This window comes from Paenibacillus sp. NPDC058898, assembly GCF_049316025.1.
Taxonomy (GTDB): domain Bacteria; phylum Bacillota; class Bacilli; order Paenibacillales; family Paenibacillaceae; genus Paenibacillus_AQ.
The window spans coordinates 569,710-583,000 of record NZ_JBMOSM010000003.1; the positions used below are offsets into that span (position 1 = coordinate 569,710).

Consider the following 13,291-nt stretch of genomic DNA (forward strand, 5'->3'; position numbering starts at 1 on the left):
TATAACCATAGGCTTAGCCTAGGATTGCATAAGAATCTAGTTCTAGTGAGTCGTGCAAGACTCCAAAAGACCTTTCTCCTCAAGCACGCTAACCAGGGTTGAGCCCATTTCAGCAGGTGTAGGAGCTACCTTGATACCGCAAGCTTCAAGTACAGAGATTTTCTCCTTGGCTGTTCCTTTGCCGCCAGAAATAATCGCACCTGCGTGGCCCATACGTTTTCCTGGAGGCGCCGTTGCGCCGCCAATGAAGCCTACCACCGGTTTAGTCATGTTCGCTTTGATCCATTCAGCCGCTTCTTCCTCTGCGGTACCGCCGATCTCACCGATCATAATAACCGCTTTGGTGTTAGGATCTTCATTAAAGAGTCTCAATACATCGATAAACTCCGTCCCTTTGACCGGGTCGCCGCCAATCCCTACGGCGGAGGATTGTCCGATGCCGCGAGCTGTCAGCTGATGAACGGCTTCATATGTCAGGGTACCACTGCGCGATACAACGCCGACGTGTCCTGGCGTATGGATGTAGCCAGGCATGATGCCGATTTTGCATTCACCCGGTGTAATGACACCAGGACAGTTAGGACCGATCAGACGAGTTTTCTTGCCTTCCATATAGCGGGATACTTTTACCATATCCAGCACCGGAATGCCTTCCGTAATACAAATAACCAGATCCATCTCGGCATCAACAGCTTCCAGAATGGAATCGGCTGCAAAAGCCGGAGGTACATAAATTACGCTAGCGGTTGCACCTGTTTTGGCTTTGGCTTCCTCAACGGTGTTGTAAACCGGCAATTTGACGGTTTCGCCGTTCTCAAGCGTAATTTCAACTTCGGTTCCACCTTTGCCGGGTGAAGTTCCCCCGACCATCTGTGTACCGTAATCCAGGGCGCCTTTTGCATGGAAAAGGGCTGTTTTACCTGTAATCCCTTGCGTGATAACTTTTGTATTTTTATCGATCAAAATACTCACGATTGATTCACATCCCCTATTGTTATTTGAAAATGAAAGCAACCGCACGGCAGGGCTTTCGAAGCCCATCGTGCCATGCCCCTTCAGGAATGAAATATTACTGAACGAGGGAGACGATCTTCTGTGCTCCGTCGGCCATGGAATCAGCAGGTACGATATTAAGACCGGACTCAGCCAGAATCTGCTTGCCGAGGTCTACGTTCGTTCCTTCCAAGCGTACAACAAGCGGACGAGTTAAGCCCAGCTGTTTTGCAGCTTCGACAACACCGGTAGCGATAACGTCGCAGCGCATAATACCGCCGAAAATGTTGACAAAAATTCCTTTTACTTGAGGATCGGACAAAATAATCTTGAAGGCTTCCGTTACCTTCTCCGTTGTTGCACCGCCCCCAACATCAAGGAAGTTAGCAGGGTCGCCGCCATAATACTTGATAATGTCCATCGTAGCCATGGCAAGACCTGCGCCGTTAACCATACAGCCGATGTTGCCATCGAGAGCTATGTAACTCAAATCGTATTTGGATGCTTCGATTTCCTTCTCATCTTCTTCGTCCAGGTCCCGCAGCTCAAGGATGTCTTTATGACGGAACAACGCGTTGGAATCGAAATTGAGTTTGGCATCGAGAGCCATGACGTTTCCGTCCCCGGTTACGACTAGCGGATTGATTTCAGCGATAGAGCAATCCTTCTCTACAAATGCCTTATACAAGGCCAGCATGAACTGAACGGCTTTCCCTACCAATTCATTCGGAATATTAATGGAATACGCTAATTTCCGCGCTTGGAATGTTTGAAGTCCGATCGCTGGATCTACAACCTCTTTAAAAATCTTCTCAGGAGTTGCTGCTGCAACTTCTTCAATCTCGGTACCGCCTTCTTCGGACGCCATCAAAACGACACGACCGGTAGCACGGTCAACGACCACACCGATATAATACTCTTTGCGAATATCGCAGCCCTCTTCAATGAGGAGACGCTTGACTTCCTTGCCTTCCGGACCTGTTTGGTGAGTCACCAACACCTTGCCCAGAATTTCTTCAGCATAAGCACGAACCTCATCCAGGTTCTTCGCCACTTTAACGCCGCCGGCTTTACCCCGACCGCCTGCGTGAATCTGTGCTTTGACAACGGTTACGGGACTGCCCAAAGATTGTGCAGCTTCAACTGCTTCTTCTACCGTAAACGCTACCTTGCCGTTCGGAACAGCTACTCCATATTGCTTCAGTACTTGTTTTCCTTGATATTCATGGATATTCATTCTCGAATCCTCCTATCAACATGACTGGAACAAGGCTGGCTAACACGGAACTAATCTATGAAAGATTACCCTGTCAACCTTTATATATTAAACCCAAGCTATTGTAACATGTTTTTAAAACGCTTACCTTAAAAAGTTCACAGTTTATCCACTCTATTTGGCATGGGTATGATTCCTTCCAGATATAAATTGGAGAAATATGTAAAAATCATTTGTTTTTCCGTGCAAAGAGTATCAATCCAATGATCCCCAATGCGACAACGGCAATACCTAACAATCCTGCTAGCATAATCATAATATTTCCCCATAATATGGTCATCCCGCTTCCCTCTCCTATCCGAAATAATTAGTATATCGATTACTATTATACCATTAAATCCCTTTTCATTTAAGTTAAACTGTGACGCAAAATAAAACTCTTTATCCTTTTTCCGCTATCCGTTAGAATGATTGAAAGATTAGTGAACGCATTCATAAGGAGATTCAGCATGAGTTGGTTGAAGTCATTTTTTCCACTCCATTCATTATTTGTTAAAATGCTGGTGTATTTTCTCATCGTGATTTTCCTGCTCTCCTCCTACAATTTATGGTCGATGACATTCTACTCCCGTAATGTAAACAATGAAATTGTCAAATATAATCTGACCCTGATTCGAAATACCGTAGATCAATTTGAGAAACAATACTCTACTTGGAAGAATCTCCTCCTCAACCTTCAGCACGATGAATTTGTCGGCAATATCAGCAGGCAGGCCGATTCCGGCGGAAAGAAGGGCATCAATTATCTGCAGGTGGATATGGTGATGGATCAGATCCGGACCTTGGTAAGCCAGCCCTACTATCACTTGAACAATGTCATGATTTACTACCAGAATCATTCCTTCCTGCTTGAACGGGATGGCATCGTTGACGATGACCGCATGTTTAAGCATTACTACATAAGCGACTCCTATCCATACGAGTTCTGGAAACAGAGAGATCACACAACCGGTTTTCTGCATATGCTTCCCAGCAGCATTTTCTCCATCGGGACAGAGAAGAGCGAGTTACACCTGATGCCTCTAATTACAAACGTACAGAGCAGTCCCTGGAAGATCATAGCTCTCGTAAATATGAAAAGCTGGTATGAATCCTATAAAGGAATGACCGGTTCCCGTTTTCTGCTGATGGACTCGGAGGGAGAAATTCTGTTCGAATCAGCCCCGGATGTGAAAACCCAGCCACTGCCGGAATGGGACGGCCAATCGGAATGGATGATGGAGAAGGGATCTTATTACTTTTTCGAAAAGGGCACCCGCTCCGGCCTCACCTACGTCTCCATTATTCCGCATAACGAACTCAACCAAAGCATCAGCCGCATGAACTGGATTGCCGTGCTGTTATTTGCAGCTACCCTGCTCATCGGGATTCTGGCATCTTGGGTATTTTCCCGCAAAATCAATCGGCCGCTCAAGAGAATGGTTACAGGACTGGGCCAGGCGGAGATGGAGCTATATCAAGGGAGCATTGCCGAATTCAGCGCCATTTCCAACCACCTGAAGGGTTTGCAGCATGAACGAAAGAGCATCAAGGAATGGATGGACCATACCAAACCGCTCTTAACCAGCTACCATTATTTGGCCCAGTTCAAAAACTTTGCACTTGATACCGCCGCTGCCAAAGAGCTTTGGGTCGGCGAGGGTGCATTCATGGTTATCGTTTATCAGTTGAGGTACCGGCACGTCCCTTCGCGTCAGCTTGATGCCTTAATGACAAGAGCAACCGGCAAGATCAAAGATATGATCACGCTGCAAATACAAGAATCGTTTCCCCTATCCCACACCCTTCAGATGGAGGGCAAGCAAATCTTGTCCATTGTGTATACTCAAGAAAAATCTGATATGCTGCAGCAGTGTCTGAGTCAGCTCAAACAGATTTTTGATCAAGATCAAAGCACTTATCTCGTGAATATTGCGGTTTCGTCCGTGTTCCAGCAAACCTCTGATTTTGACCGGGCTTATGCAGAAGCCATGTCGCTCCTGCAACAAGCCATGCCGATTGAGGAAACCCAGATCATCTGGAAGAAGGAACGCCGTGAAGATATAACAGGATTCACTGCCGAGCAAGAGCACGAGTTTTACGTGAATTTACAGGCCGGCAACGAGAGCAGCTGCCAATCGCTCATTGAGCGCGCCCTGGATCGATTGCAGCGGCAAGAGGCCACGGCCGATCAACTAAGCCACTTTGCCAAATCGGTCTCGGTCCGCATGAGAAGGACAGTAGAACTGCTGAAAATCAATATCGACGCACTTCCGGACTACGCAGAAAAGCTTGCATACAGCGTGACCCCTGAGCAATACCGCGACATCCTTCTCGACGAGCTCGCCCATGCAGCCCATGCGATCCGTCTGAAACGAGAGGAACATTACGATATCATTCAATATGTCTTTCATTATCTGGAGTCGCATTACGCTGAAGAAATATCGCTCGAACAGCTTGCTTCTAAACTCAACATGTCGCCTACTTATCTGTCAGGGTATATTAAAGAGAAAACGGGGAGCAACTTCAGCGACCAATTGAATGCGATTCGAATAACAAAAGCGAAAGAACTACTGCAGACAACAAATATGCCGATACAGGAAGTAGGCAACCGGATCGGCTACCGCAATGTCACTTCCTTTATCCGCATGTTCAAAAAAGTAACCGGCCAAACACCAGGTGATTACCGGAAAACCAACTGGATCCGATAACACACAGGTGAGCGGCCGGCCGCTTTAACCTGTAACCTTTAACCTTTAACCTTTAACCGAGCCAATCAAAGCCCCTTTTACAAAATACTTCTGTATAAACGGATAGACAAGCAGGATCGGCAAGGTGGACACCATAATGGTAGCGAATTTCAAGCCATCCTCCACCACCACGATATCGCCTACAACCGGACCATCCGTTCCCGTCAATTGCCCCGACAGCACGATGTTTCTTAAAATCACCTGGAGCGGCTGCATATCGGCATCCCGCAGATACAGCAGCGGCCCCATGAAATTATTCCACATCCCGACGGCATAATACAATCCGATGGTAGCCAGCACCGGCTTGGAGAGCGGGAGCACAATCCGGAAGAAGATTCCGATTTCGGACAACCCGTCTATTTTTCCGGATTCCTCTAGCTCTTGAGGCATACCCATGAAGAAAGTTCGCATGATGAGCAGATTCCAGGTGCCTACCGCTCCGGGCAGCACCATACCCCATATAGTATTGACAAAGCCAAGCTCCTTCACGACCAGAAACGTCGGAATCATCCCACCGTTAAAAAACATCGTAAAGACGATTAGCATCAAGATCGGTTTGCCCATGACCATCTTGGTCTTGGACAGCGCATAAGCCCCAAGTGCCGTTACAATCAAAGAAATGGCAGTTCCTGAAATCACATAAATCAGCGTGTTCTTATATCCTTTCAGCACCCGTCCGTCTTCGAACACATACTGATACATATCCAGGTTGAAGCCCCTCGGCCATAGCCATACTTCCCCGGAGGCGATGGATGCGGAATCACTGAGGGACACGGCCAGCATATAAACAAACGGGTATAGACACGCCAACACAATCCCGGACAAAATCAAGGCATTGAGCGCGTCAAACCAGTTCCATTTCGGTTTCATCACGTTCCTCCTTTACCAGATGCTGCTTCCGCTGACTCGTCGGCTGAACGAATTGGCCGCGATAATGAAGATAAAGCTGATGATGCCGGTAAACAGATCAATTGCCGTGGCATAACTGTAGTTGCCTTGCGTTAATCCGACCCTGTACACATAGGTGGATATAATATCGGCTGTCTCATAAGTGGCCGGAGTCGAGAGCAGGTATACTTTCTCAAAGCCGATCTCCAGTATTTTTCCGATATCAAGTATCAAGATAATCACGATCGCCGGCGCGATGCCGGGAAGTGTGATGTTCAGCGTCTGCTTCCACCGATTAGCCCCATCCATCCGTGCCGCCTCATATAATTGCGGATCGATTGCCGTCAAAGCAGCCAAATAGATGATAGTGCCCCATCCAATATGCTGCCATACGTCAGTCGTTACATAAATCGATCTAAACCAGGAGGCCTCAACCAGAAAGTTGATCCGCTCGACTCCAATTGCGCTGAGCAACTGGTTGACCACTCCACCTGTCGGGGACAGAAACATGACCGCGATTCCTGCTACAATCACGTTGGATATGAAATGCGGAAGATAACTGACCGTCTGGACAAACCGCTTCAAAAAGGATTTGCTCACCTCATTGATGAGTAACGCAAGAATAATAGGAGCCGGAAAACCGAAAATCAGCTTATATAACCCCAATAGAAATGTATTTCTGAAAACAGGCCAGAAGTCAGGCGTATTAAAAAACATGCTGAAATATTTGAACCCCACCCAGTCGCTCTCCGTGATCCCCTTAAATAAGTTGTAGTCCATAAAGGCGATCGAAATGCCGAATATGGGAACATACTTAAAAATGATGTAATACAGAGCACAGGGAAGAAGAAGCAGCAGCAGGTATTTGTCCCGCTTCACTTTCGTCAAGAAACTCGAATTCTGTGCTTGCAAAAAACGTACCCTCCTTAGCGAAATCAAAACTGACCTACAGGCCCCTTCCCATAAGGACCGGGACCAGCCTATACTTCCGAAAGCCGGTCCGGGAAAGGAAAGCAGTGCGCTCATCTGGCAACATCCGTGCAGGTATAATTTTTACTTGGCTTCGTTTAGGAACTTTTGCGTCCGCTCATAAGCGCCCCTATGAACATCCAGCACCTGCTGCACGCCAAGCTTGTTCACTTCGTTCACGTAAGCATCCCAATCATCCATCGGTTTCTGTCCTAGAATGAACTTGGCAATCTGCTCCTCATGGAACTTTTTCACGGTTTCGCCGACCATGCTCAGCACTTCATTTTCTTCATTTGTATAGGCGAGCCTTGGCTGCGGCTTCGTTTCATGGTCAGGCGCGATTTTCATCGCTTCCCGCATTTTTGGAGAATACATGGACTCATAAGCCGTCATATCCAATACCGTATGTGCCCCGATTGTTGCGATGCCCGTCTTGGTTCTCAAGCCGCCGAACTCTTTGTAATCCACGTTGAATTTGCGAGCCCCGTTCTCGGTTGTGAATGTCTCCCCTTCCCTACCCCAAGTTGCCAATTCAATTCCTTCGGGGGAGAACAAGAAATCGAGGTACTGAAGAAGCCGATCCCGCTCCTTGGAATTTGCCGCCACCGCAAAGCCGTCGGACTGCAATCCGGCGAATACATTGTGGGACTTGCCATCCGGAGTTCCAACAGGAGGAACCATATAATCGAGACTGAACTCGGATGCCTTATCCCCAAGCATTAACGGAAGTTCATCCATGATGCCGATATAGTCGCTGGCGATAAACGATTTGTTCTGAAGCAGCAGATCGTTAAATTGCTTGCGTTTATGCGCCATAAAGTCAGGTGCTACCAATCCTTCCGCATAAAACTTATTCATGTACTCAACCATTTTCTTGTAATTGTCCTCTGTTGGGCCGTAGCGCCATTCGTCCTTCTCATCATCGTAATAATAGCTGCTATTGGTGTTAAACGCCGGTGCCATATTAACCAGAGGACTCAAACCGTTAAACACGGCAATCGGAAAGCTGTCCGGATATATTTCCTTCAATCTTTTCGCAACCGTGTACAATTCGTTGTAGGTGGTCGGCGGCGTCAGATTGTGTTTCTCGAATACGTCGTCCCGGTAAAGCCATGACCGCCTGGATTGCTGCTCAAGTCCATACAACGGCATAAAATAGTTCTTCCCCTCGGGAGACAGAATAGCTGCCTTTACTTCCGGATGGTCCTCGAGAAACTTCCTGTAGTTCGGCATCTGATCCAAGTGCTCGAAATAGTCGACAAACGCTCCGCTTGCCCCGTGCGTGTTGGCGGCATTCAGGCTGTTGACCATCATAAGATCCGGTATCTCGCCCGAGGATATCGCCAGGTTCATCGTTGTGGTGTAGTCACTCATCACAGGTTGTACCTTGAAGGAGATGCCGGTTTCTTCTTTCAAGTACTTATAAATCGGCCAATTTTCCTTATACGGCCAGTTCGTATGAGAAAAAGTCATCATCTCTAGTGTGACTTCCTTACCTAAGGCGACGTTTTCATGATTCTCCTCCTTTACCGCGTTTTCTTTTGAGCATCCGCTCAATAACGTGCCGGTTATAATGGCAGCTAATGCCAGCAACCCGAGCTTTCGGTTCCAAATTTTCACGCGAGCCCTCTCCCTTATGTATGATGATGTAACGCCAGCCGCTCTTAAGGCAGCATGTCGTTTATGATTTTGATTCTACTTGCGAACCCGTGCGTTGACTATTGACATTCCTTCCCGTTATTGCCTGTAGCTACGATTCTGAAAAAGTGGCAACTTTCTGAACTACGGTACATTCACCGCTCAGATCCCGCACCACGGATGGGCCCTTGCCTATTGAATGGAGTTTCTTGCATAGTGCGAATTGACAGTCGGGAAGGAAAATTTTACAATACGGACTAGAGTCACACAGCGAAAATGAGGAAGCACCCTTTTCGAATCTTGGATGTTCTATTGCGATTCAATCCACTGATATCAGAAATGAGGTGCTTTCATTTATGTACGGAAAACTTCATAGCGCTTGCTTGCACGGCATTGACGGCGTTGTCATCCAGGTGGAGGTGGACCTGGCGAACGGGCTGCCCCAAACTTCTATCATCGGTCTGCCTGATTCCTCCATTCGCGAATCTATTGAGCGGGTTCGGGCATCGATTAAAAACTGCGGTTTTACCTATCCCTTAAAACGGATAACCGTCAATCTTGCACCGGCAGATCTGCGCAAAGAGGGCTCTTCCTTCGATCTGGCGATCGCCGTCGGCATATTGCTAACAAGCGAGCAATGGACCTTTTCGAATGCCGGGCAAATGTTGATCCTGGGCGAACTTGCACTGGATGGTACACTTAGGCCCATCACAGGGGTATTGCCGATGGTAGAGCAAGCGAAAAAGGAAGGGTATGCCGGGGTTATTCTCCCGCGCGAAAATGCTCCGGAAGCTGCATTGATCGGGGGGATCGAGGTCTATGGGCTCCAGCATTTAAAGGAGCTTATCCAGGAAGAGCCCGATGAGAACATCCTTGATAGTGAAACTGGGGGAACTACAAGCTTTACCGTTTCGCTGTCAAAGCTCAGATATGATCGGTCGACGCATACAAGCAGAACCCATGTGAACGGCCTGCAGGACAAGCAGCTGGAAGACTATCGAGATGTGATCGGTCAGCAGCATATCAAACGTGCCCTGACCATTGCTGCCGCAGGCATGCACAATATTCTGCTCATTGGGCCCCCGGGTACTGGAAAAACGATGCTCATGAAACGCCTCCCCACCATACTGCCGCCGCTGGCGGACCAAGAAGCGTTGACTACAACGAAAATCTTCAGCGCTGCCGGAAAGCTAAAGCCATCCGACGGGTTGATGACAAGACGCCCCTTTCGGTCCCCTCACCATACCATCTCGGCTGGCGGGCTCATCGGAGGCGGCACCATTCCGAAGCCGGGGGAAGTCAGTCTGGCCCATAAAGGCATTCTCTTCCTGGATGAGCTTCCCGAGTTCTCGAGGCATGTGCTGGAGGTGCTGCGACAGCCCCTGGAGGATCGCGAAGTAACCATCAGCCGGGCACGAGCGGTATTTACCTTCCCTGCGCACTTCATGCTCGCTTGTTCGATGAATCCCTGTCCGTGCGGTTATTACGGCAGTGATCACCCCCATCAACGCTGCACGTGCAGCGTTACCCGAATCGCTACATACCGCGCTAGAATATCGGGGCCCTTGATGGATCGGATCGACCTTCAAGTAGACGTGCCTCGGCCTAAGGAATGGCCGGGAAGCACAATACCTATATCATCCGAGCAAATGCGGGATCAAGTCTATGCGGCACAAACGATTCAATTGGAACGCTATAAACAGCTCCCGTTCAGCTGGAACAGCGAACTGTTCGGCAGCTTCCTGAGGAAACATGCGGTGCTGGACAAGGACTCGGCAGAGCTCCTGCAAGCGACAATCGATACGCTGGGCCTGAGCATGCGCGCTTATGACCGAATCCTGAAGCTAGCCAGAACCATTGCCGATCTGGAGGCATCCGATGCAATCCAAAGCCAACATATCGCTGAAGCGATTCAATACCGTCAGCTGGATCGACAATATATCACTGCCGAAGAAACAACTCGTTGATGAAAGACAATAGCCCATGGTCATCAGGCCGATGACTCATGAAGACTGGAAGTTTGCTCCTATTGCATAAAATAAACCTGTCATACGCAAAGAAGGTGATGGAGCTCAGCTCCTATCACCTTCTTTGTTATGGCTGCTTCGGCTCGTACCCATCAAAATGCATTCTCGATATGATCCATCGAGACAGACGTCAGATCCGCGCGAAGCATAACGGAGATAACATCAAAACGGATTGGCCGGTCATAATAACGCTTATGATGAACGTACTGCTGGGCCGTGTTTCGGACCTGCATCACTTTGCGAGCATTCACGGACTCGGCAGGCGTGCCGAAGCTATTCGTTCCGCTTCGGCTTCTGACCTCAATTACCACAAGGGTCTCCCCTGTTTCAGCGACGATGTCCAGTTCTCCAAAGCGGCAGCGCCAATTGCGGTCCAAAATCCGGTATCCTTTTTCAATCAGGGAAGCGGCCGCCAGCTCTTCGGCAGCGGCTCCTTTTTGCTTGCGGCTGTCCTTTTTACCGGATGGCGAGTTCATTAGGGCATCATCCCTCCATCCTTCGCTTCACGATCCGCACGATAAACATATGTTAACACTTCCGCTACAAGCTGGTATAGCACCTCTGGAATCTGCTGATCCAGATCCAGCTTAGAGAGAATCTCCACCAAAGCTGCATCTTCTTGGACAGGGACGCCATGCTCTTTGGCTTTGTCTAATATAGACTCCGCCAATTTCCCTTGCCCTTTGGCAACCACAATCGGTGCTTCACTCTCGCCAGGCGTATATTTAAGGGCGACCGCCTTTTTCATGGCCGTTATTTGTCCTTGCTCTTTCTCTTCCTTGCTCATATCCGCATATCCACCCCTTTATAGGTTTGCGGGGTGTATTCTGCCGCCGTTCCCTGCACGGACGCGTCTGAAGTAAGCGGTGCAACTAAGGGTAGCGGTTCTGTTTTTACGCTAAGCAATTGATAGCCGATAGACGAAACAGCCTGAGCCAACTCTTGCTTTTTCCCCTCAAACAGCTCCGCGGCGTAACTCTGATCATTCCGAAAGCTGAGGCTGACAATCCGGTCAACGACCTGCACATCGATCAAGGTCGGGCCTAGAAATTTCATGTCCAAGTCGAACAACAGCCTGCAGTTGGTTGCATCCAGCTCGCCTTTTCGGCCTCTGCGGGATTGAATATGTACGGATGCCGTCTGTTCCCCGTCGACCCCATGCAGAGGTATGAACATGGTAACCTGTGCGAAAGGTGCTGTTCGATCGGTGTTTAGCAAGAGCTGCTGGCCCGTTAAATGCTGAACGACTTGCTGTGCCGCTTCCTTTAGCGCAGGCGGCGCATCCTGGCTGGACAACACCTGGAGCAACACTCCCTTCAGTGTGTCTTGCAGGGCAAGCGCCGATTCACCCGATGGCGTTGAGGCCATAACGGCTTGCTGTACGCCTTGGGCGATATTCTGCTGCCCGGATGTCACAACTGGCTGCGTCGAGCCCTGTTGATTCACAGCGCCGGCCTGAGCATTCGCAGCAGCTTGCTGGCTCGCATTCGCCGCATTCCCTGGCATGCCAAGAGCCCCAGGTGTAATCGCTGCTGCGCCACTGCTGCTAGGGGCCGGTGCTGATGGCTGGGAAGCTGCTTGTCCGCCTGCTTGGCCTGCCGCGGCAGCGCTTGGCTCAGCTGCGGCGGGCAGCGGTGCAGCAGCACTCGCAGCTGGAGCAGGAGTGTGTGCTGGCACGGCCGCATTCGCTCCTGGAGCCGCGCCCGCGGCCGTGTTGCTGCCGGGCTGCGCGGCTGCCTGCTGCCCGGCAGGTGGTGCGGCGCTACCCGTGCGCGCCGCTTCGCCCGCGGGGCCCGTACCGGCCCCGCGCAGGGCTTGCTGCTCGTGCTCCGCACCGAGCAGCTTCAAGAGCCGCCCCACCCACGGCTCCGCGCTGGGGGTGGGCGGCTTTGGCGAAGGGCCTGCGGCACCTTCGCCTGGAGCTGCCGCCGGGCCCATGGCCACGGTGGCGGGTTGACCGGCGGCAGGCGTTGCCGTGCCGCCGCTGGCCCATGGCTGCGCGAGCTCGCCGCGCAGCTGCTGCAGCAGGCCTTGCAGCTTGGTCAGCAGCGCTTGCTGACCTGAGCCGGCCTGCGTGACACTGCCAGCGGAAGCCTCACCGCCAACCGTGGGAGGTGCTCCGGATGCTGCTTGTTTCCCCGCATCCACCAAACCTCCACTACCTGCGCTTAAAGCAGACGCCAGCTGCTGCTCCAACGACTGCAGTAGTTGATGCAGTTGGGGCCCGAATACCGCTTGATGCAGTCCCTTCACGCTTTCGGGGGTAATCGGCAGTCCGCGGTGAAACGCAATCGCAGCCGACTCCGCCCATTCCGCCGCGGGAATCTGCGGAGGCTTCACGGTCAATGCCTCGCGGAACATGGCGATATTGTCCTTCGTTAGCGGAACTCCCGCGTTCTGCATACCCCGGATCATTTCGCGGTTTTCCTTCGTATCCGGAAGACCGGCAAAATCCAGCACCTCAGCCATGGAAGACGGGGACAGCGGTTGTCCCGGCGTTTGACTAAGCGGCTTGAGAACGGCCGTCCCTCCCTCTCCCGGCGGCTGAACTTGCAGAAGGGCAGTTTCCCCGGCTCGAAGCGGCGTTTCCAGCTTCGCCTTCACTTGAACGCCCTGGATCTGCACCACGGCTTCTTGTCCGTCTTCCGATACGTTCATAACAACACCGCGAACGACCTGACCCGGTTTTAATTCCAACATCTTGGCGTCTCCCGGCTTTTGCTCTCCCAGGAGGCCACGAATCAACGATCCGATGTTCACGATAGTTCCTC

At 50.5% G+C, this 13,291-nt stretch carries 10 protein-coding genes; 2 read left to right on the top strand and 8 right to left on the bottom strand.

Annotated elements, in window-relative coordinates:
- Positions 1 to 42: 42 nt before the first annotated feature.
- Both sucD and sucC read right to left on the bottom strand, forming a co-directional pair.
- Positions 43 to 972 (bottom strand): succinate--CoA ligase subunit alpha, encoded by a 930-nt coding sequence (gene sucD / locus ACOZB4_RS11035; protein ID WP_071220478.1) that lies wholly within the window; start codon positions 970 to 972, stop codon positions 43 to 45.
- Between the two features lie 97 nt (positions 973 to 1,069).
- Positions 1,070 to 2,230: an ADP-forming succinate--CoA ligase subunit beta gene (gene sucC, locus ACOZB4_RS11040; RefSeq protein ID WP_006211339.1), complete on the bottom strand. Its 1,161-nt coding sequence runs from the start codon at positions 2,228 to 2,230 to the stop codon at positions 1,070 to 1,072.
- Positions 2,231 to 2,718: 488 nt separating this feature from the next.
- Here sucC and ACOZB4_RS11045 point away from each other — a divergent pair, with 488 nt between their 5' ends.
- Positions 2,719 to 4,959: a helix-turn-helix domain-containing protein gene (locus ACOZB4_RS11045; RefSeq protein ID WP_379404712.1), complete on the top strand. Its 2,241-nt coding sequence runs from the start codon at positions 2,719 to 2,721 to the stop codon at positions 4,957 to 4,959.
- Between the two features lie 45 nt (positions 4,960 to 5,004).
- On the opposite strand, the gene ACOZB4_RS11050 is transcribed toward ACOZB4_RS11045, so the two are convergent.
- The 3 genes from ACOZB4_RS11050 to ACOZB4_RS11060 form a co-directional block, all read right to left on the bottom strand.
- On the bottom strand, positions 5,005 to 5,868 hold the full coding sequence (locus tag ACOZB4_RS11050; RefSeq protein WP_379404714.1) for a carbohydrate ABC transporter permease: 864 nt from the start codon (positions 5,866 to 5,868) through the stop codon (positions 5,005 to 5,007).
- Positions 5,869 to 5,880: 12 nt separating this feature from the next.
- Entirely contained in the window at positions 5,881 to 6,798 is a 918-nt protein-coding gene (locus ACOZB4_RS11055) for an ABC transporter permease (protein WP_379404716.1), read from the bottom strand.
- A 141-nt stretch (positions 6,799 to 6,939) separates the two neighbouring features.
- Positions 6,940 to 8,475, bottom strand: a complete 1,536-nt coding sequence (locus ACOZB4_RS11060; protein WP_379404718.1) for an extracellular solute-binding protein — start codon at positions 8,473 to 8,475, stop codon at positions 6,940 to 6,942.
- A gap of 374 nt (positions 8,476 to 8,849) precedes the next feature.
- Here ACOZB4_RS11060 and ACOZB4_RS11065 point away from each other — a divergent pair, with 374 nt between their 5' ends.
- Positions 8,850 to 10,460, top strand: a complete 1,611-nt coding sequence (locus ACOZB4_RS11065; RefSeq protein WP_379404719.1) for a YifB family Mg chelatase-like AAA ATPase — start codon at positions 8,850 to 8,852, stop codon at positions 10,458 to 10,460.
- Positions 10,461 to 10,612: 152 nt separating this feature from the next.
- On the opposite strand, the gene ACOZB4_RS11070 is transcribed toward ACOZB4_RS11065, so the two are convergent.
- The 3 genes from ACOZB4_RS11070 to ACOZB4_RS11080 are packed head-to-tail and all read right to left on the bottom strand — an operon-like array spanning position 10,613 to position 13,280.
- Positions 10,613 to 10,996, bottom strand: coding sequence for a YraN family protein (locus ACOZB4_RS11070; protein WP_076325009.1), 384 nt, complete (start codon positions 10,994 to 10,996; stop codon positions 10,613 to 10,615).
- Positions 10,996 to 11,307, bottom strand: a complete 312-nt coding sequence (locus ACOZB4_RS11075; RefSeq protein WP_076325010.1) for an EscU/YscU/HrcU family type III secretion system export apparatus switch protein — start codon at positions 11,305 to 11,307, stop codon at positions 10,996 to 10,998. The genes ACOZB4_RS11070 and ACOZB4_RS11075 overlap by 1 nt, the downstream gene beginning before the upstream one ends.
- Positions 11,304 to 13,280, bottom strand: coding sequence for a hypothetical protein (locus ACOZB4_RS11080; protein ID WP_379404722.1), 1,977 nt, complete (start codon positions 13,278 to 13,280; stop codon positions 11,304 to 11,306). Before ACOZB4_RS11080 ends, ACOZB4_RS11075 begins: the two co-directional genes overlap by 4 nt.
- Positions 13,281 to 13,291: the final 11 nt, after the last annotated feature.